At 72.9% G+C, this 18,462-nt stretch carries 19 protein-coding genes; 14 read left to right on the forward strand and 5 right to left on the reverse strand.

The annotated features are described in order from the left end of the window. Positions 1 to 2: 2 nt before the first annotated feature. Entirely contained in the window at positions 3 to 1,028 is a 1,026-nt protein-coding gene (gene sepH / locus ACFY15_RS19910; protein WP_390688896.1) for a septation protein SepH, read from the reverse strand. 537 nt (positions 1,029 to 1,565) lie between these two features. Between sepH and ACFY15_RS19915 the strand changes: the two genes are divergently transcribed. After that, complete coding sequence (locus tag ACFY15_RS19915; protein ID WP_390688895.1) at positions 1,566 to 2,393, forward strand: hypothetical protein; 828 nt, start codon at positions 1,566 to 1,568, stop codon at positions 2,391 to 2,393. Between the two features lie 7 nt (positions 2,394 to 2,400). Here the strand turns inward: ACFY15_RS19915 and ACFY15_RS19920 are convergent, their stop codons facing one another. Together ACFY15_RS19920 and ACFY15_RS19925 are read right to left on the reverse strand one after the other, a co-directional pair. Further along, entirely contained in the window at positions 2,401 to 3,732 is a 1,332-nt protein-coding gene (locus ACFY15_RS19920) for a D-arabinono-1,4-lactone oxidase (protein ID WP_390825845.1), read from the reverse strand. After that, a complete protein-coding gene (locus ACFY15_RS19925) occupies positions 3,680 to 4,936 on the reverse strand; it encodes an MFS transporter (RefSeq protein ID WP_390688893.1) in 1,257 nt (418 codons plus the stop codon). The genes ACFY15_RS19920 and ACFY15_RS19925 overlap by 53 nt, the downstream gene beginning before the upstream one ends. Positions 4,937 to 5,130: 194 nt before the next feature. Here ACFY15_RS19925 and ACFY15_RS19930 point away from each other — a divergent pair, with 194 nt between their 5' ends. Then, positions 5,131 to 6,297: a ferrochelatase gene (locus ACFY15_RS19930; RefSeq protein WP_390825846.1), complete on the forward strand. Its 1,167-nt coding sequence runs from the start codon at positions 5,131 to 5,133 to the stop codon at positions 6,295 to 6,297. 9 nt (positions 6,298 to 6,306) lie between these two features. Beyond that, complete coding sequence (locus ACFY15_RS19935) at positions 6,307 to 7,110, forward strand: inositol monophosphatase family protein (RefSeq protein WP_390688891.1); 804 nt, start codon at positions 6,307 to 6,309, stop codon at positions 7,108 to 7,110. A 150-nt stretch (positions 7,111 to 7,260) separates the two neighbouring features. Here ACFY15_RS19935 and ACFY15_RS19940 read toward each other — a convergent pair whose 3' ends face one another. Continuing rightward, entirely contained in the window at positions 7,261 to 7,428 is a 168-nt protein-coding gene (locus tag ACFY15_RS19940; protein ID WP_362063422.1) for a hypothetical protein, read from the reverse strand. Positions 7,429 to 7,699: 271 nt separating this feature from the next. Between ACFY15_RS19940 and ACFY15_RS19945 the strand changes: the two genes are divergently transcribed. From ACFY15_RS19945 to ACFY15_RS19960, 4 genes are all read left to right on the forward strand, one after another. Beyond that, positions 7,700 to 8,353: a response regulator transcription factor gene (locus tag ACFY15_RS19945; protein ID WP_042809534.1), complete on the forward strand. Its 654-nt coding sequence runs from the start codon at positions 7,700 to 7,702 to the stop codon at positions 8,351 to 8,353. 4 nt (positions 8,354 to 8,357) lie between these two features. Next, positions 8,358 to 9,602, forward strand: coding sequence for a sensor histidine kinase (locus ACFY15_RS19950; protein ID WP_390688890.1), 1,245 nt, complete (start codon positions 8,358 to 8,360; stop codon positions 9,600 to 9,602). A gap of 383 nt (positions 9,603 to 9,985) precedes the next feature. After that, positions 9,986 to 10,282: a DUF4193 domain-containing protein gene (locus ACFY15_RS19955; RefSeq protein ID WP_042809536.1), complete on the forward strand. Its 297-nt coding sequence runs from the start codon at positions 9,986 to 9,988 to the stop codon at positions 10,280 to 10,282. A 9-nt stretch (positions 10,283 to 10,291) separates the two neighbouring features. Then, positions 10,292 to 11,239 carry a hypothetical protein gene (locus ACFY15_RS19960; RefSeq protein WP_390825847.1) on the forward strand — a complete coding sequence of 316 codons (948 nt, stop codon included), beginning with the start codon at positions 10,292 to 10,294 and terminating at the stop codon, positions 11,237 to 11,239. Positions 11,240 to 11,275: 36 nt separating this feature from the next. Here ACFY15_RS19960 and ACFY15_RS19965 read toward each other — a convergent pair whose 3' ends face one another. After that, positions 11,276 to 11,749: a DUF3093 domain-containing protein gene (locus ACFY15_RS19965; RefSeq protein WP_390688888.1), complete on the reverse strand. Its 474-nt coding sequence runs from the start codon at positions 11,747 to 11,749 to the stop codon at positions 11,276 to 11,278. Between the two features lie 58 nt (positions 11,750 to 11,807). Here ACFY15_RS19965 and ACFY15_RS19970 point away from each other — a divergent pair, with 58 nt between their 5' ends. The 7 genes from ACFY15_RS19970 to ACFY15_RS20000 all read left to right on the forward strand — a co-directional run bounded on the left by ACFY15_RS19970 (position 11,808) and on the right by ACFY15_RS20000 (position 18,405). Continuing rightward, a complete protein-coding gene (locus ACFY15_RS19970) occupies positions 11,808 to 12,392 on the forward strand; it encodes a PaaI family thioesterase (protein WP_042809538.1) in 585 nt (194 codons plus the stop codon). Beyond that, entirely contained in the window at positions 12,392 to 12,937 is a 546-nt protein-coding gene (gene dut / locus ACFY15_RS19975) for a dUTP diphosphatase (RefSeq protein WP_390825848.1), read from the forward strand. Before ACFY15_RS19970 ends, dut begins: the two co-directional genes overlap by 1 nt. A gap of 1 nt (position 12,938) precedes the next feature. Then, positions 12,939 to 13,706, forward strand: coding sequence for a DUF3710 domain-containing protein (locus ACFY15_RS19980; RefSeq protein ID WP_390688886.1), 768 nt, complete (start codon positions 12,939 to 12,941; stop codon positions 13,704 to 13,706). Between the two features lie 162 nt (positions 13,707 to 13,868). After that, entirely contained in the window at positions 13,869 to 16,538 is a 2,670-nt protein-coding gene (locus tag ACFY15_RS19985; protein ID WP_390825849.1) for an ATP-binding protein, read from the forward strand. Beyond that, positions 16,535 to 17,221, forward strand: a complete 687-nt coding sequence (locus ACFY15_RS19990) for a response regulator (protein ID WP_390825850.1) — start codon at positions 16,535 to 16,537, stop codon at positions 17,219 to 17,221. The genes ACFY15_RS19985 and ACFY15_RS19990 overlap by 4 nt, the downstream gene beginning before the upstream one ends. Positions 17,222 to 17,266: 45 nt before the next feature. Beyond that, entirely contained in the window at positions 17,267 to 17,686 is a 420-nt protein-coding gene (locus ACFY15_RS19995; RefSeq protein WP_390688883.1) for an OB-fold nucleic acid binding domain-containing protein, read from the forward strand. 2 nt (positions 17,687 to 17,688) lie between these two features. Beyond that, complete coding sequence (locus ACFY15_RS20000) at positions 17,689 to 18,405, forward strand: DUF3159 domain-containing protein (RefSeq protein ID WP_390825851.1); 717 nt, start codon at positions 17,689 to 17,691, stop codon at positions 18,403 to 18,405. The last annotated feature ends 57 nt before the right edge of the window (positions 18,406 to 18,462 follow it).

The raw sequence follows: 18,462 nt of genomic DNA on the forward strand, positions 1-18,462 counted from the left end.
GGCTACTCCTGCTTCTTGCGCCGGGTCCCGAAGACGATCTCGTCCCAGCTGGGCACCGCCGCGCGGCGCCCCGGCCGGACCCCGTCGGCCTCGGCCTGCCGGTCGGTGGTCCCCGTCAGCCGCTCGCGGTGTCCCGCGACCGTTCGGGGCATCAGCACGTCCGCGTAGGCCGCACCGGCGGAGGCCGCCGCGGCCGGGGGCTCCTCCGCCTCGGCCTCCTCGGCCGGGACGTCGGTCCGCTCCGGGACCACGAGGTCGCCCCGGAAGCTGGGGACCGCCTCCAGGAGGCTGGTCAGCGTGTCCCGTTCCTCCTCGGGCTCCGGCGCGGGCGGGGGAGCGGTCCTGCCGTCGGGCCGCTCGATCTGCCGGTCGAGGGTGCGGTCCAGCGGCCGGTCGCGCGGCAGCCGGGCGATCCTCGGTACGAAGGGGAAACTGGGCTCCGGGGTCGAGGGCAGGTCGTCCGACTCGCCGATCAGTGAGCGGGCCTCGTCGTCCACGGCGACGACCAACCGGCGCGGCGGATCGTAGGTCCAGCTCGCGGAGTGGGGCTCGCCCACCACCCGGTAGACCAGCAGGACCTCCCAGGTGCCGTCGTCGCGGCGCCAGGAGTCCCACTGGACGGAGTCCTTGTCGGCCCCGCGCAGCGTGAGCCGCTCCTGCACGGCCTCGCCGAGCTGCGGACCGGTGTTCTCCCCGGGGCGGCGGACGGGCGTCTTGCGGGCCCGCTCGGCCATGAAGGCGCGCTCGGCCAGGACGGGACCCTCGAATCGGCGGACCCGGTCGACCGGGATGCCGGCGAGCTGCGCGACCTCCTCGGCGGAGGCGCCGGCCCGTATGCGTGCCTGGATGTCGCGGGGGCGGAGGTGGCTCTCCACCTCGATCTCGATCTGGTTCAGGCGCGCGCGGTCATTGCGCACGGCAGCCCGCAGCCGCTCGTCGATCGGAAGCGTGTACTCCGTGCTGTCCGCAGCCTTGAGCACCAGTCGTGTTCCGTCATTCGAGACGGCCACGACACGCAGTTCGGGCATGGGGACCTCCCGGGTGGTGCCTGCCGACGTCACGTGCGTCGCTGCTTCCGCTAGTCGAGTGTGGCCTGCCCGGGTGCAGCCTGCCACAACCTTGCCGAGTTAAACCGGCGTGTCGGGCATGCGCCCTTGATCGACGTTATGGCACGGTTACCTGTTGGGCACGCACAGTGACCAAATGGTAACCGTGCGCAGCAGGAGCCCGTGCGATACCGCGGCATCACCGGTCTTGAGCGCCGCTTCTCCGTCAGCCGGCCCCCTCTCCCGGGTCCGGGCATCCGAAAGGAAGCACAGTCCCAGGGCTCGCCACAGTACTCCATTCGGGCCACCTGGGTGGACCGCCGCGCCGCCGAAGTTGTCCGGGGGGCGGGAGTTGGCCTGCCCGGAATCGGGTCCGGGACACACTCCGCCTGCGTACGCGGCCGTTTCGGGGTGTCCTGCTTCACAGAATCCACAGAAGCGGAACTTCTCATTTCGCTCATGTGTCAGTAACTGCTGAAAGAGGAGAAGCGCGAGGGGCAGGACACGCAGGGGATGGCGATGGGTCAGAAGTCGGTGGGGGAAGGCGAGCCGGGCGGCCGTGAGGACGACGCGCGGGGCCGGGAGCGCAGGAGGCTCGACCTGAGCGTGACCCAGGTCGCGGGCAGTTCCCTGGCCACCGTGGCGGCCGCGTTGCTCGCCTCCCAGCTGGGCGTCTACGGCACCATCCTCGGCGCCGGCGTGGTCAGCGTGGTGGCCACCGCAGGCGGGCCGGTCATCCAGCACGCCTTCCGCCGCACCGGCGACCGGCTGCGCGAGGGTGCCCGCTCGAGGGGCCGTCAGGTCTCCGCGCCCGCCGGGGAGGAGGCGCCCGCGGCCCCGCCGCCGGGGGAGTTCGGCGAGCCGACCGTGCACGGCACCCGCGTACGGGGCTGGAAGCGCACGGCGGTGGCCTCCGGGGCGGCCTTCGCCCTCGCCATCGGCGGCCTCGGGGCCTACGAGGCCCTCGCCGGGACCTCCGTCAGCAGCGGCGGCGGCACCCTCCTGTCGGGCGGGTTCCGCACCGCCCCCGACCACAGGCCCTCCGAGCCGAAGACCGGCCCGGAGTCCGGCGAACGCGGCCGGCAGGGCGAGAAGGACGGCAGGGGCGAGAAGAGCGGCAAGGACGGCAAGGCGGGGACGGACGGGTGGAGCCCCGGCACCGCGAGCTCGCCGAGCCCCTCCGGCTCCCAGGGCGGCCACGGCCAGGACCCCGCCCCGACCCCCACCCCCTCCGGCTCGGGCCGCCCGGACCCGGACCCGTCCCCCTCGCCCTCCCGGCAGACCCCGGACCCCGGCCCCACCCCCGGTACGGGCGGGGGCAGCGCCGGTCCCGCCGCCCGGGAGTGAGCGGGAGTCAGTCCCCCAGCACCCGCCGCAGGTAGTCGTTGCCGAACACCCGGTCCGGGTCGAGGCGGTCGCGCAGCGCCGTGAACTCCCCGAAGCGCGGATAGGCCGCGGCCAGGTACTCCGCGTCCCGGGTGTGCACCTTGCCCCAGTGGGGGCGCCCGCCGTGGGCGGTGAAGATCCGCTCGGCGGCCGTGAAGTAGGCCTGGTACGGGGTGCCCCGGTACATGTGCACCGCGATGTACGCCGTGTCCCGCCCCGAGGCCGTGGACAGGGTGATGTCGTCCGCCGGGGCCGTGCGCACCTCCACCGGGAAGCTGATCCGCAGGTCGGAACGGTCGATCATCGCCTTGAGCTCCCGCAGCGCCTCCACCGCCCGCTCGCGCGGCAGGGCGTACTCCATCTCCACGAACCGCACCCGGCGCGGGCTGGTGAAGACCTTGTACGGGATGTCCGTGTACGTCCGGGCCGACAGGGCGCGGCTGGCGACCCGGGCGATGGAGGGGATCGTCGCCGGGACGGCGCGGCCCAGCGTGTTGACGGCCTGGAAGACGCCGTTGGACAGCAGCTCGTCCTCGATCCAGCCGCTGATCGCCCCGGGCGGCGCGGCGGGGCCCTGGCTGCGGTTGTTGCGTTTGGTGTTGCAGTTGCCGGTGTGTGGGAACCAGTAGAACTCGAAGTGCTCGTTCTCCGCGACGTGCTGCTCGAACTCGGCGGTCACCCGGTCGAAGCGCATCGGCTCCTCACGGGCGGTCAGGAGGAACAGCGGCTCCACCGCGAAGGTGAGCGAGGTGACGACGCCCAGGGCCCCGATCCCGAGCCGGGCGGCCGCGAAGACCTCCGGCTCCTCCTTCTCCGAGCAGGACAGCAGCCGCCCGTCGGCGGTGACCAGCTCCAGCGCGCGGATCTGTGCGGCGATGGAGGCCGAATCGCGGCCGGTGCCGTGCGTGCCGGTGCTGGTGGCGCCGGAGACCGTCTGCTCCATGATGTCGCCCATGTTGGTGAGCGACAGGCCCTGTGAGGCCAGGGCGCGGTTGAGGTCCTTCAGGGCCGTGCCGGCCGCCACGGTGGCGGTGCCCGCGGCCCGGTCGACCGACAGGATCCCGGCGAGCGCCTGCGGCCGGACGAGCACCCCGTCGGTGGCGGCGACCGCGGTGAAGGAGTGGCCGGTGCCGACCGCCTTCACCCGCAGGCCCTCCGAGGCGGCCCGTACGACCGTCTCCCGGAGCTCGTCGACCGAGGCGGGGGTCACCACCCGCGCGGGCGTGGCGCGGACGTTGCCCGCCCAGTTACGCCACGCGGTCCGCCCGCTCTTCGCTGCTGTCCCCGATGTCGCCGTCACGCGAGGGCTCCTCCCCTTGCGCCGGCCTCGTCAGCCGGCGGTAACCCGCGAACGCCACCGCCGCCGCGGCGAGCCCCGCCGCGATTGAGACGACGTATCCGCGCCGGGCCCCGGCCGCGTCGATGACCAGACCGGTCACGGAGGAACCGACCGCGACACCGACCGCCAGGCCGGTGCTGATCCAGGTCATGCCCTCGGTGAGCTTCGCGCGTGGTACGTGCGCCTCGATCAGGGCCATCGTGGTGATCATCGTGGGAGCGATGGCGAGGCCCGAGACGAAGAGCGCCACGGCCAGAAACGGAAGGTTCCCGGCCAGTAGGAGGGGGATCATACTCACGGCCATCGCACAGATGCCCAGGACCCACCTGCGTTCGGTCCGGCCTTTGAGATGCAGCAGGCCGAAGACGATCCCCGCCAGGCAGGATCCGGCCGCCCAGATGGCCAGGATGAAACTGGCGGAGGACTTGTGGCCCTGCTCCTCGGCGAAGGCGAGGGTGGACACGTCGATGGAGCCGAAGATCGCGCCGGTCGCCACGAAGGTGGCCGTCAGGACCTGGAGGCCAAGGGAGCGCAGGGCGGAGGAGCGGTCGCCGTCCCGGCTGCGCGGATGCGGCGGCGGCTCGGTGGCGCGCTGTGCGGTGAGCAGCCAGACGCCGACGAGCAGGCAGCCGGCGGCGATCACCGGGCCGGCCTCGGGGAACCAGGTGGTGGAGAGCCCGATGGCCAGGATCGGGCCGAAGATGAAGCAGACCTCGTCGATCACGGACTCGAAGGAGTACGCGGTGTGCAGCTCGCGCGGGGTGTCGCGGTAGAGCTCGGTCCAGCGGGCGCGGACCATCGAGCCGACGCTCGGCACGCAGCCGGCGACGGCGGCGAAGACGAACAGGGTCCAGTCGGGCAGTCCGTTGGCCGCGGCCAGCACCAGGGCGGTGACGGAGGCGGCGGAGACCAGGGTCGCGGGCCGCAGGACCCGCCGCTGCCCGTACTGGTCGACCAGCCGGGAGACCTGGGGGCCGACGAACGCGGCCGCGAGGGCCAGGGTGCCGGTGAGGGCGCTGGCCATCGCGTAGCGGCCGGTGATCTCCGAGATCATCGTGAGGATGCCGACGCCGACCATGGAGATCGGCAGGCGGCCGATCAGGCCGGCGGCGCTGAAGGCCTTGGTGCCGGGGGCCGCGAATATCGCGCGGTAGGGACTGGGCAAGGTCTCTCCGTAAGGGATGTCGTCGGCCCATACAGGTTACGGCCGCCGACGAGGCACCCGCACGGGCAATCTTCCGCCACCGACATGTCAGGCATCTCGGGTGATGGAACTTAGGGTCACCTTACCTGGATGGCGTCCCGGCACGCGGACCGGCCGGTTCTCCCGCGCACCCCCCGGGTGGCAGGATTCGGGGCATGTCAGACCAGCTCCGTGCCCCCGACGCGCCCGCGGCCGACGGCCTCGCGGCCCCCTACGACGCCCTCCTGCTGCTGTCCTTCGGCGGCCCCGAGGGACCCGACGACGTCGTGCCCTTCCTGGAGAACGTCACCCGCGGGCGAGGGATCCCGCGCGAGCGCCTCAAGGAGGTCGGGCAGCACTACTTCGGCTTCGGCGGGGTCAGTCCGATCAACGGGCAGAACCGCGAGCTGCTGGCCGCCCTGCGCAAGGACTTCGCCGACGCCGGGCTGGACCTGCCCGTGTACTGGGGCAACCGCAACTGGGCCCCGTACCTGACCGACGTGATGCGCGAGATGGTCCGGGACGGGCGCCGCCGCATCGCCGTCCTCACCACCAGCGCGTACGCCTCGTACTCGGGCTGCCGCCAGTACCGCGAGAACCTCGCCGACGCGCTGGCCGCCCTGGCCGAGGAGGGCCTGGAGCTGCCCCGGGTGGACAAGCTGCGGCACTACTTCAACCACCCCGGCTTCGTGCGGCCCATGATCGACGGGGTGCTGGCCTCCCTCGCCGCCCTGCCCGAGGACGTCCGCGACGGCGCCCACCTGGCCTTCACCACCCACTCCATCCCCACCGCCGCGGCCGACGCCTCCGGCCCGGTCGAGGACCACACCGGGGGCGGCGAGGGCGGGGCCTACGTCCGCCAGCACCTGGACGTGGCCCGGGTGATCGCCGACGCCGTCGAGGCCGAGACCGGCACGGCCCGCCCCTGGAAGCTCGTCTACCAGTCGCGCAGCGGGGCCCCGCACATCCCGTGGCTGGAGCCGGACATCTGCGACCACCTGGAGGCCCTGCACGCCGAGGGCGCGCCGGCCGTCGTCATGGTGCCCATCGGCTTCGTCTCCGACCACATGGAGGTCCTCTACGACCTCGACACCGAGGCCGCGGCCAAGGCCGCGGAGCTGGGCCTGCCCGCCGAGCGCTCCGCCACCGTCGGCGCCGACCCGCGCTTCGCCGCGGCCGTCCGGGAGCTGGTGCTGGAGCGCGCCGCCCGCGAGCGCGGCGAGCGGCCCGCCGAGTGCTGGGTGGGCACGCTGGGCCAGAGCCACGACCTGTGCGCCGTGGGCTGCTGCCCGGCGCGTTCGCCCCGCCCGGCGGCCGCCGGCGCGGACAGCCCGTACGCGTAGGGGGACGGCGTGATCTCCGAAGAGCTGAAGGCCGAACTGCTGGAGGTCGGCCTGGAGGCCGCCCGGCGGGCCGGGGAGCTGCTGCGCGACGGCCGCCCGGCCGATCTGGCGGTGGCCGCGACCAAGACCAGTCCCATCGACGTCGTGACCGAGATGGACCTCGCCGCCGAGAAGCTGATCACCGGTGTCCTCGCGGAGCGCAGGCCCGGGGACGGGCTGCTCGGCGAGGAGGGCGCGGACGTCCCCGGCACCAGCGGGGTCCGCTGGGTCGTCGACCCGCTGGACGGCACCGTGAACTACCTCTACGGACTGCCCTCCTGGGGCGTGTCCGTCGCCGCCGAGTACCGGGGCGAGACAGTGGTGGGCGTGGTGGCGGCGCCGATGCGCGGCGAGACGTACCACGCCGTGCTCGGCGGCGGGGCCTGGTCGGGCACCACCCGGCTGGCCTGCCGGGCAGCCGCCCCGCTGGACCAGGCGCTCGTCGCCACCGGGTTCGGGTACCTCCGCAGCCGGCGGGAGCACCAGGCCGAGGTGGCCCGGCGGATCATCCCGCTCGTGCGGGACGTCCGGCGCGGCGGCTCGGCGGCCCTCGACCTGTGCGACGTCGCGGCCGGCCGACTCGACGGGTACTACGAGCGCGGGCTGAACCCGTGGGACTACGCTGCGGGCGAACTGATCGCCCGCGAGGCGGGCGCGCTGACCGGGGGGCGGCCCTCCGCTCCGGCCTCGGGGGAGCTGACGCTGGCCGCCACTCCGGCGGTCTTCGCCTCGCTCCAGCCGCTCCTGGAGGAAGCCGGGGCCTGGCACGACTGAGGCCCGGGCACGGACGCGAACGGACCCCCTGCCGCGGGTGCGGCAGGGGGTCCGTCGCCGTTCTGTGCCCTCCCGGGGCCCTGGCGGGCTTCCGGGCGGACTGTCGCTGGGGCCGAGGCGGCCCGGAGGCAGACCGGGGCGGTGCCCCGGTCAGGCCGCCGTGACCGCCACGCCGTGCTCCGCGGCGAGCCGCTGGAGGTCTTCCAACGCGGCCTGTTCCACGTCCGCGAGGTAGTCGTCGCCCGTCTCACGGGCCTTGCTCAGGTCCGACTGCGTGGCGCTGATGCGCTGCAGGAGACCCGCGGTGAATGCGTCCATGGTGGGTGCGCCCCCTCTTCGTGGGTCGCGGCGGACGAGCGCGGGGCAGTCCGCCGTCAGGGAGTGGATGGGGTGTGCAGACGTCCTCCCCGGCACCCTGGGCCCAGAAACCTCGTGAGGCGAGGGAATCCTCACTTCCGTGCCCCCAAGGGCCCCGAGAAGGGGTACAGGGGCGCCTTACAGCCGGTTTACGGCCGAAACCGGCAGGATGGAGGCGCAATACAGGTGTGCCCTCAGGTTGTGCCCTCGGGGCTCGAAGGAAGGAAACGACGTGCGCGTACTCGTCGTCGAGGACGAGCAGCTGCTCGCCGATGCGGTGGCCACGGGCCTGCGCCGGGAGGCCATGGCCGTGGACGTCGTGTACGACGGCGCCGCGGCCCTGGAGCGCGTCGGGGTGAACGACTACGACGTGGTCGTGCTCGACCGGGACCTTCCGCTGGTGCACGGCGACGACGTCTGCCGGAAGATCATCGAACTCGGCATGGCCACCCGCGTCCTCATGCTCACCGCCTCCGGTGACGTCAGCGACCGAGTCGAGGGCCTGGAGCTGGGCGCCGACGACTACCTGCCCAAGCCCTTCGCCTTCAGCGAGCTGACCGCCCGCGTCCGCGCCCTGGGGCGGCGGACGACCGTGGCGCTGCCTCCGGTGCTGGAGCGGGCCGGGATCAAGCTGGACCCCAACCGGCGCGAGGTCTTCCGCGAGGGCCGTGAGGTACAGCTGGCGCCCAAGGAGTTCGCGGTGCTGGAGGTGCTCATGCGCAGCGAGGGGACCGTGGTCTCCGCCGAGCAGCTGCTGGAGAAGGCCTGGGACGAGAACACCGACCCCTTCACCAACGTGGTCCGCGTGACGGTCATGACGCTGCGCCGCAAGCTGGGCGAGCCGCCCGTCATCGTGACCGTGCCCGGCTCCGGTTACCGGATCTGACCCGATGGCCGCGACCCCCTCGCCACCACCGGCACCACCGAAGCCGACCTGGGACCCCGGCCAGCCCGAGGGTCCCTTCCCTTGGCTGCGGCCGACCATCCGGATACGGCTCACGCTGCTCTACGGCGGCATGTTCCTGATCGCCGGGATCCTGCTGCTGTCGATCATCTACCTGCTGGCCGCGCAGGCCCTGCGGGAGGGCAACGCCCTCCCGTTCAAGATCGTGGGCGGCCAGAAGGTCGAGGTCTCCAGCAGTACCTGCCCCGGCGTGGGCATCGACCAGTCGATCGAGCAGTTCAACGCCGCGATCGGGCAGTGCATCCTCGACCAGCGCAAGCACGCCCTGGACGACCTGCTCAGCCGCTCGCTGATGGCCCTCATGGGCCTGAGCGTGATCGCCTTCGCCTTCGGCTACGCGATGGCCGGCCGGGTGCTCTCCCCGCTGGGCAAGATCACCCGTACCGCCCGCCGGGTGGTCGGCTCCGACCTGACCCGGCGGATCGAGCTGGACGGGCCGGACGACGAGCTGAAGGAGCTCGCCGACACCTTCGACGAGATGCTCGACCGCCTGGAACGGGCCTTCACCGCCCAGCAGCGGTTCGTGGCCAACGCCTCGCACGAGCTGCGGACCCCGCTGGCCATCAACAGGACCCTGCTGGAGGTCCACCTGTCGGACCCCGGTGCCCCGGTGGAGCTCCAGCAACTGGGCAAGACGCTGCTGGCCACCAACGAGCGCAGCGAGCAGCTGGTCGAGGGCCTGCTGCTGCTGGCCCGCAGCGAGAACCAGATCGTGGAGCGCAAACCCGTCGACCTGGCGGAGGTCGCCTCGCGCGCCATCGACCAGGCGCGCGGGGAGGCGCTGGCCAAGGGCGTGGAGATCCGCGGCGAGCGTGCCCCGGCCGTGGTCCAGGGCAACGGTGTGCTGCTGGAGCGGATCGCCCTCAACCTGGTGCAGAACGCCGTCCGGTACAACGTCCCGGAGGACGGCTGGGTGGAGGTCACGACCGAGGTCCAGAACGGCCAGGCGGTCCTGCTCGTCTCGAACACGGGCCCCGTGGTTCCCGCGTACGAGGTGGACAACCTCTTCGAGCCCTTCAGGCGGCTGCGTACGGAGCGAACGGGCAGCGACAAGGGTGTGGGCCTCGGCCTGTCCATCGCACGCTCTGTGGCGCGCGCACACGGCGGCCGCATCCTCGCGACCCCGCGCGAGGGCGGCGGGCTGGTGATGCGTGTCACGTTGCCCCTTTGATCCGCCCCGGGGCTGTTCGCTGTCAGCGGAATAACCCCGCGGGGCGGAGGGCCTCGGCTGTGTGATCGATCACATTGCCGAGTGTCCGGGCATGCGCGTTCCGTGAACCCTGGAAGGCCGGAAAGCCCGGGACGTCCGGGTTTCCGGCCCCTCGAATGGCGGGAAATACACGGGGTGGCGTTCGTGCAAGACGGCCCCCGGACCGTGTACGGTCCCGGTCGTCATCCCAGCCGCAGGCCCCTGCGGGCGTGGGGCTGGGTGTCGATTGAGTAACAGACCTTGATGTGAGGCAAAATCTCCGCCTCAGGTCGGGCACAAGTCCGGCCTCTCGCGCGTTACGTGCGCTGAGACACCGCTAAATCCCAGAGGGGGAGAGCGAAAAAATGGCAACGGACTACGACACCCCACGCAAGACCGACGACGACGTCGACAACGACAGCATCGAAGAGCTGAAGGCGCGACGCAGCGACAAGGTCACCTCGAGCGTCGACATCGAGGACTTCGACGGCGCCGAGAGCCTGGAGCTCCCGGGTGCGGACCTCTCCAACGAGGAGCTGGCCGTCCGGGTGCTGCCCAAGCAGGCCGACGAGTTCACCTGCATGAGCTGCTTCCTGGTGCACCACCGCAGCCAGCTGGCGCGCGAGAAGGACGGCCAGCCGATCTGCCGCGACTGCGACTAGGTCTCGGCCGTGACCGGCTCGGCGCCGTTCCGGAAGCGCCGCTTTCGGAAGAACGGCGATCCGGAGGCGGGCGCGCAGGCGGGAACCACGGGCCCGGAAACGGGCCCCGGGGCCGTCGGCGGCCGGACCTCCGGGACGACCGTCGTGCCGTCCGACACCGCCGCGGCGGTGCCGTCGGCCACAGCGGCGGACGAGGAGTCCCGGGACAGGACCGGGACGCGTCGGATGCAAGCCGTCAAGAACGGTGTGCGCAAGGGCGGCGCAAGCGCGCGCAACGTCGCCCTGTACATCGTCGATCGCATCATCGAGAACGCCCCGCGCGTTCCGGTCCGGGACCTCGCGACCCTGCGGGCGCAGTTCCCCGGCCTCGGCCCCGACCAGCTGGCCGACAAGCTGATCGCCGGGGCGGCGAACGCCACCTCGGCCGTCGGCGCGAGCGTCGGCGCCGCGGCCATGCTGCCGGTCCCGCCCGCCCTGCTGGCGGAGCTGGCCACCGAGATCACCGGCGTCGCCGCCATCGAGCTCAAGCTCCTCGCCGAACTGCACGAGGTCTACGGGCAGCGGCCGCCCGGCGCGAAGAAGGACCGCGCCCTCGCCTACCTCTTCGCCTGGTCCGAGGAGCGCGGGATCGACCTGACCAGACCGACCACGCTCGACGCGGCGCTCGGCGGCCAGATGAGGCGCGAAGTGCGCCAGCAGGTCATGAAGCGGACCTTCCGCAACCTCCCGAACCTGATGCCCTTCATGGTGGGCGCCGTCGTGGGCGCGGCCATGAACCGCCGGGACACCCGGAAGGTTGCCGAGAAGGTGCGCAGGGACCTGCGCCGCAGGGCCGTGCCCTGGGAGGCGCTCCCCGCCGCCCCGCCCCCGCAGTACCCCGCCCAGTCCCTTCCCGGGGCCTCCGGAGCCGCCCCGGCCCTGCCGGAACCGCCGGATCCGGACGGGTTCGGACGCTGACGGCCCCGGCGCCCGCGCGCCGGCCGCCCCCGGCGATCACGCCTGGGGGGCGGACGCCTCCTGCGCCGCACGGACCGCCGCCGCCAGGGCCTGCGGCTCGCGCGTGGAGACGTACACGTACGGGGTGGGGTCCTCCGGGTCCGTGACCTCGATCCGGACCGCAGTCGGGATGTAGCTGCGCATCAGCATGAAGGCCCGCATGTCGGCCTTGTAGGTGCGCCAGGCCCGCGCCTCCTCGCCCTCCAGCACCTCGGGCTCGCCCAGCGCCGACACCGGGATCCGGGAGTCGCCCGCCGCCAGCACCCCGTTCACCACGCGCACCCGCGCGGAGCCCATCGAGCTCACCAGCATCCCCGCCAGCGCGCCGCCGCCGACGAACCCCGCCAGCAGCGGCAGGGTGCCGAGCGGAAGGGTGATCAGGGCGCCGGCCACACCGGTCAGTGCGGCGATGCCCCACCAGGAGCGGGGGGCGGAGAGGCGTTCGTCGTGGTGCGCGGGGGAGAGCTGCATACCCTCAAGCGTCCCACGAGGCGACCGGCGGGTAGCCGCGCGGGTAAGGTCTGCGGCTGTGAGTGGACGAAACACAGCGTTGACGCCCCCGGCCGATGCCGTCGCTCCGGTCCGGCATCCCGATGCCCCGGCACCCGGAGAGCTCCTCGGCGCGCACTACGAACACTGTTTCGGATGCGGCGGGGGCCAGCCCCACGGGCTCCATCTGGAGGCCCGCGCGGGCGAGGGCGTGCGCGTCACCGCCGAGTTCACCGTCCGTCCCGCCCACCAGGGCGCGCCCGGCCTCGCCCACGGCGGGGTGCTGGCCACCGCGCTCGACGAGACGCTGGGCTCCCTGAACTGGCTGCTGCGCGTCATCGCGGTGACCGGCCGGCTGGAGACCGACTTCGTGCGGCCCGTCCCCGTGGACACCGTGCTGCACCTGGAGGCCGAGGTGACGGCCGTCGCGGGCCGGAAGATCTACTCCACCGCGGTGGGCCGGATAGGCGGCCCGGACGGCCCCGTCGCCGTCCGCGCCGACGCGCTCTTCATCGAGGTGAAGGTCGACCACTTCATCGACAACGGTCGGCCCGAGGAGATCCGGGCGGCGATGGCCGACCCGGACCAGGTCAGGCGCGCACGCGCCTTCGAGGTGAACCCCTGATGTCCCAGAAGAACCATGGAACCCGTCATGACGTCGACGTCCTGATCCGCCGGGTCGACCCGGAGGTGCCCCTCCCGGCCTACGGCCACCCCGGTGACGCCGGCTGCGACCTGGTGACCACCGTGGGCGCCGAGCTGGAGCCCGGGGAGCGGGCCGTCCTGCCCACCGGCATCTCCATCGCCCTGCCCGACGGGTACGCCGCCTTCGTGCACCCGCGCTCGGGCCTGGCCGCCCGCTGCGGGCTCGCGCTCGTGAATGCCCCGGGGACGGTGGATGCCGGGTACCGTGGGGAGATCAAGGTGATCGTGGTCAATCTCGACCCGCGCGAGAGCGTCCGGTTCGAGCGCTTCGACCGCATTGCCCAGCTGGTTGTCCAGCGGGTCGAGAAGGTGCGCTTCCACGAGGTGGCGGAACTTCCCGGCTCGGCCCGGGCCGACGGGGGGTTCGGCTCCACCGGCGGACATGCGGCCGTGGCCGGATCCGGCGCTGGTCAGCAGGGTGGGAATGGCTACGCTTCGGTCGTAACCGACCGGGAAGGACAGTGACGTGTTCGGACGTCGCAAGAAGAACGAATCCGCCGACGACGGCGGCGCGGCCGAGCAGGTCGACGGCGTGCGCGCCGACGAGGCGGCCGAAGCCGGCGAGCCCCGACGGCTGAACCTGCCGCCGGCCCCGCGGCCCGACGGGCCCTGGGACGTCTCCGAGGTGCTCGGGAACCCGGCCGACGGCCGGGTCGACCTGGGCGGCATCCTCGTCCCCGGTGTCGAGGGCATGGAACTGCGCGTCGAGGTCGCCGGTGACGCCATCGTCGCCGCCACCGTGGTCCTGCGGGACAGCGCCGTCCAGCTCCAGGCCTTCGCCGCCCCCAAGAAGGAGGGCATCTGGGGCGAGGTCCGCGAGGAGATCGCCTCCGGCATCACCCAGCAGGGCGGCCTCATCGACGAGGTCGACGGACCGCTGGGCTGGGAGCTGCGCGCGCAGGTCCCCGTTCCGCTGCCCGACGGCCAGACCGGCGCCCAGCTGGTGCGCTTCGTCGGCGTCGACGGCCCGCGCTGGTTCCTGCGGGGCGTCATCTCCGGCCAGGGCGCGGTGCGCCCAGAGTCGGCCGGCGTGCTGGAGCAGATCTTCCGGGACACCGTCGTCGTCCGCGGCGACGGCCCGATGGCCCCGCGCGACCCCATCGTCCTGAAGCTGCCGAACGACGCCCAGATGGTGCCGGACGGCGTGCAGACGGCCGAGGAGCAGGAGAGCTCCCGCTTCTCGGGCGGCATGGGCCAGCTGGAGCGCGGCCCGGAGATCACCGAGGTCCGCTGACCCCGGTCCGCCCCGCGCGCCGTCGTCACCGGCCGGCGGGCCCCTCGGAGAGGCGGCCCGCCGGCACAGCCCTGCCCGCCGCGGCGTCAGGGATGCGTCAGGGATCTCCGTCCGGTGGCCGATCGGTGCGTGAACAGCGGGAACGTCCCCGAGAATGAGCGCATGGGACGCGGCAGGCTGAGGATCTATCTGGGCGCGGCACCCGGTGTGGGCAAGACGTACGCCATGCTCTCCGAGGGGCACCGGCGCGTGGAGCGGGGCGGCGACTGCGTCGTCGGCTTCGTGGAGCACCATGGGCGCCCGCGCACCGAGGTCATGATGCACGGCCTCGAACAGGTCCCGCGGCGCGAGCTGACCCACCGCGGCGCGTCCTTCACGGAGATGGACGTGGACGCGGTCCTCGCGCGCCGTCCCGCCGTGGCCCTCGTCGACGAGCTCGCGCACACCAACGTCCCCGGCTCGCGCAACGCCAAGCGCTGGCAGGACGTCGAGGAGCTCCTGCGGGCCGGGATCGACGTGGTCACCACCGTCAACATCCAGCACCTGGAGTCCCTCGGCGACGTGGTCGAGACGATCACCGGGGTGCGCCAGCGCGAGACCGTGCCGGACGAGGTGGTCCGGCGGGCCGACCAGGTCGAACTGGTCGACATGTCTCCGCAGGCCCTGCGCCGGCGGATGGCCCACGGCAACATCTACCAGCCCGACAAGGTCGACGCGGCCCTGTCCAACTACTTCCGGCCCGGCAACCTCACCGCGCTGCGCGAGCTGGCCCTGCTGTGGGTCGCCGACCGGGCCGACGAGTACCTCCAGCAGTACCGGGGCGAGCACGGCATCCGCTCCACCTGGCAGGCCCGCGAGCGCATCGTCGTGGGCCTCACCGGCGGCCCCGAGGGGCGCACGCTGATCCGCCGGGCCTCCCGGATGGCCGCCAAGGGATCCGGCAGCGAGATCCTCGCCGTCTACATCGCCCGCAGCGACGGGCTGACCTCGGCCTCTCCCAAGGAGCTCGCGGTCCAGCGGACACTGGTCGAGGACCTGGGAGGAACGTTTCACCATGTGATCGGCGACAACGTCCCCGAGGCGCTTCTCGCCTTCGCCCGCGGGGTCAACGCCACCCAGATCGTGCTGGGCTCCAGCCGCCGCAAGAGCTGGCAGTACGTCCTGGGCCCCGGCGTGGGCGCCACCGTGGCCCGCGACTCGGGCCCCGACCTCGACGTGCACATCGTCACGCACGAGGAGGCGGCCAAGGGGCGCGGGCTGCCCGTGGCCCGCTCCGCGGGCCGACTCGGCCGGCCCAGGATCGTGGCCGGCTGGGTGGTCGGCGTGGTCTTCCCGGTGCTGCTGTGCCTGCTGCTGACCCACATCAGCACGGACCCCGGCCTCGCCAACGACATGCTGCTCTTCCTGGGGCTGACGGTGGCGGCCGCGCTGCTGGGCGGGCTCTGGCCGGCTCTGGCCTCCGCCGCCTTCGGCTCCCTGCTGCTGAACTACTTCTTCGTCGAGCCGCTGCACCGGTTCACGATCTCCGACGCCCGCAACATCATGGCCATCTCGGTCTTCTTCGGGGTCGCCGTCTCGGTCGCCTCGGTGGTCGACCTCGCCGCCCGCCGCACGCACCAGGCCGCCCGGCTGCGGGCGGAGTCCGAGATCCTCTCCACCCTGGCCGGGAGCGTCCTGCGCGGCGAGACCGCCCTCGACGCGCTGCTGGAGCGGGTGCGCGAAACCTTCGCGATGGAGTCGGTGGCCCTGCTGGAGCGGGCCGGCGAGCGGGAGCCGTGGACCCGGGCGGGCAGCGTGGGCCCCGCCCCGGCGGCCCGGCCCGAGGACGCCGACGTGGACATGCCGATCGCCGACCACATGGCCCTGGCCCTGTCCGGGCGGGTGCTGCCTGCAGAGGACCGCCGGGTGCTCGGGGCCTTCGCCGCCCAGGCCGCCGTGGTGCTGGACCGCCAGCGGCTGGTGGGGGAGGCCGAGGAGGCCCGCCGGCTGGCCGAGGGCAACCGGATCCGCACCGCCCTGCTGGCCGCCGTCAGCCATGACCTGCGCACCCCCCTGGCCTCCATCAAGGCCTCCGTCAGCTCCCTGCGCTCCGACGACGTGGACTGGTCCGAGGAGGACCGGGCCGAGCTGCTGGAGGGCATCGAGGACGGCGCCGACCGGCTCGACCACCTGGTGGGCAACCTGCTCGACATGTCCCGGCTCCAGACCGGCACGGTGACCCCGCTGATCCGGGAGATCGACCTCGACGAGGTGGTCCCGATGGCGCTGGGCGGAGTACCGGAGGACAGCGTGGAGCTGGACGTGCCGGAGACCCTGCCCATGGTGCGGGTCGACCCCGGGCTGCTGGAGCGGACCGTGGCCAACGTGGTGGAGAACGCCGTCAAGTACAGCCCCCGGGGCCGGCGGGTGCTGGTCGCGGCCAGCCACCTCGGCGACCGGGTCGAGCTCCGCGTCGTCGACCGCGGACCCGGCGTCCCCGACGAGGCCAAGGACCGCATCTTCGCCCCCTTCCAGCGGCACGGCGACGCCCCGCGGGGGGCCGGGGTGGGCCTGGGCCTGGCGGTGGCGCGCGGCTTCGCCGAGGCCATGGGCGGCACTCTGGCCGCCGAGGACACCCCGGGCGGCGGGCTGACCATGGTGCTCACCCTCCGCGCCGCGGACCGCGCCCTGCCCGGCGGAACCCCGCCAGGCCCCGACGGCGTCGACCACACTGAACCCCTACGGCCCGACCACACTGAACCCCTACGGCCCGAGCGGACCGGGGACCTCCGCCCCGAGCGACAGCAGCGGACCGGGGACCTCCCCGAACGACAGAAAGCAGGACCCCAATGACCCGGGTGCTCGTGGTGGACGACGAGCCGCAGATCGTCCGAGCCCTCGTGATCAACCTCAAGGCGCGCAGGTACGAGGTCGACGCCGCGGCCGACGGGGCCGGCGCCCTGGAACTCGCGGCCGCCCGCCACCCCGACGTGGTCGTCCTCGACCTGGGCCTCCCGGACATGGACGGGGTCGAGGTGATCAGGGGGCTGCGCGGCTGGACCCGTGTCCCGATCCTGGTCCTCTCCGCCCGGCACAGCTCCGACGAGAAGGTCGAGGCCCTCGACGCAGGCGCCGACGACTACGTCACCAAGCCCTTCGGCATGGACGAGCTGCTGGCCCGGCTGCGCGCGGCCGTCCGCCGCGCCGAGCCGGCCGCCGGCAGCGGCGAGGACGAGGTGGTGGTCGAGACCGAGGGGTTCACGGTGGACCTCGCGGCCAAGAAGGCGGTCCGCGAGGGACGCGACGTACGGCTCACCCCCACCGAGTGGCACCTGCTGGAGGTGCTCGTGCGCAACGGCGGCAGGCTCGTCAGCCAGAAGCAGCTCCTCCAGGAGGTCTGGGGACCCTCGTACGGGACCGAGACCAACTACCTGCGCGTCTACATGGCGCAGCTGCGCCGCAAGCTGGAGGCGGACCCCTCGCACCCGCGGCACTTCATCACCGAACCGGGCATGGGGTACCGGTTCGAGAAGTAGCGGTGGGGCTTCGAGGGGGAGCCGGGGCGCCGGTAGGCTTCCTGTATGAGTGCTGAACCGCGTCCCGTGAAGCCCGCGAAACCGGCCAGGCCGGCGGGCCGGTTCCGCCGGATGATAGAGCGGCTGTCCACCTCGCAGGAGGAGCTGCATTCGGCGGAGCTGCAGGAGGACGCAGAAGCCGCGGGGTGCACGCGGATCTGCGACTGCCACGACCGCCAGATAGTCAAGGTGACCGGCACCCTGCGTACCGTCACCCTGCGGCCGCGAGCGGGCGTCCCCGCGCTGGAGGCGGAGCTCTTCGACGGCTCGGCCGCGCTCGACGTGGTGTGGCTCGGACGTCGCTCGATCGTGGGAATCGAGCCCGGGCGGCGCATGATCGCCTCCGGACGGATCGCGATGAGCCACGGGCGCCGGGTCCTCTTCAACCCGAAGTACGAACTCCGACCGCTCGGACAGGAGCACTGACGGTGACGTCACTCGACCGACCGACCACGCCAGGGTCCGCGCCCTCCACCCCCTCCGGGGACCAGAAGGAGGTCACGCAGGCGGCCCTCTTCGACGCCTTCGGCGGCATCCGGGGCACCGTGGAGACGATGCTCCCCGGCCTGCTGTTCGTGATGATCTACACGATCAACAAGGACGTGACGATGTCCGCCATCGCGGCGGGCGTGGTCGCGGTGCTGCTGGTCGTCGTGCGCCTGCTGCGCAAGGACACCGTCAAGCACGCCTTCAGCGGGGTCTTCGGCGTGGCCGTGGGCGTGGCCTTCGCCCTGTTCACGGGCAGCGCGAAGGGCTTCTACCTGCCGGGCATGATCTACGGCGTCTGTCTCGGCCTGGCCTTCACGCTCTCGGCGCTGGTGGGCTTCCCGCTGCTGGGCGTGATCCTGGGGCCGGTGTTCAAGGAGAACCTCTCCTGGCGCACCCGCAACCCCGGCCGCAAGAAGGCGTACACCAAGGCCAGCCTGGCCTGGGGCCTGGTCTTCCTGGCGAAGTACGCGATCCTCTTCCCGCTGTACTGGTGGGGCGACGAGACCCAGCTGGGCTGGGTGCTGATCGCGCTCAAGCTCCCGCCGATGGTGCTGGCCGTGTACTTCACCTGGGTCTTCCTGGCGAAGGCGCCGCCGCCGATCGACGTGATCGCCGAGTACGAGGCCGAGGAGGCCGCCCGCGAGAAGCGGGGCTGAGCACAGCACGCCGAAGGGGCGGGGTGACCAGGGTCACCCCGCCCCTTCGGCTTCGGC

This window comes from Streptomyces sp. NPDC001373, assembly GCF_042895815.1.
Classification (GTDB): domain Bacteria; phylum Actinomycetota; class Actinomycetes; order Streptomycetales; family Streptomycetaceae; genus Streptomyces.

Coding starts and splice junctions, on each gene's coding strand:
- ACFY15_RS19995 (WP_390688883.1), top strand. CDS start 17,267: ATGAGTGCTGAACCGCGTCCCGTGAAGCCCGCGAAACCGGCCAGGCCG.
- ACFY15_RS19955 (WP_042809536.1), top strand. CDS start 9,986: ATGGCAACGGACTACGACACCCCACGCAAGACCGACGACGACGTCGAC.
- ACFY15_RS19965 (WP_390688888.1), bottom strand. CDS start 11,749: ATGCAGCTCTCCCCCGCGCACCACGACGAACGCCTCTCCGCCCCCCGC.
- ACFY15_RS19915 (WP_390688895.1), top strand. CDS start 1,566: ATGGGTCAGAAGTCGGTGGGGGAAGGCGAGCCGGGCGGCCGTGAGGAC.
- ACFY15_RS19940 (WP_362063422.1), bottom strand. CDS start 7,428: ATGGACGCATTCACCGCGGGTCTCCTGCAGCGCATCAGCGCCACGCAG.
- ACFY15_RS19985 (WP_390825849.1), top strand. CDS start 13,869: ATGGGACGCGGCAGGCTGAGGATCTATCTGGGCGCGGCACCCGGTGTG.
- ACFY15_RS19930 (WP_390825846.1), top strand. CDS start 5,131: ATGTCAGACCAGCTCCGTGCCCCCGACGCGCCCGCGGCCGACGGCCTC.
- ACFY15_RS19990 (WP_390825850.1), top strand. CDS start 16,535: ATGACCCGGGTGCTCGTGGTGGACGACGAGCCGCAGATCGTCCGAGCC.
- ACFY15_RS19950 (WP_390688890.1), top strand. CDS start 8,358: ATGGCCGCGACCCCCTCGCCACCACCGGCACCACCGAAGCCGACCTGG.
- sepH (WP_390688896.1), bottom strand. CDS start 1,028: ATGCCCGAACTGCGTGTCGTGGCCGTCTCGAATGACGGAACACGACTG.
- dut (WP_390825848.1), top strand. CDS start 12,392: ATGTCCCAGAAGAACCATGGAACCCGTCATGACGTCGACGTCCTGATC.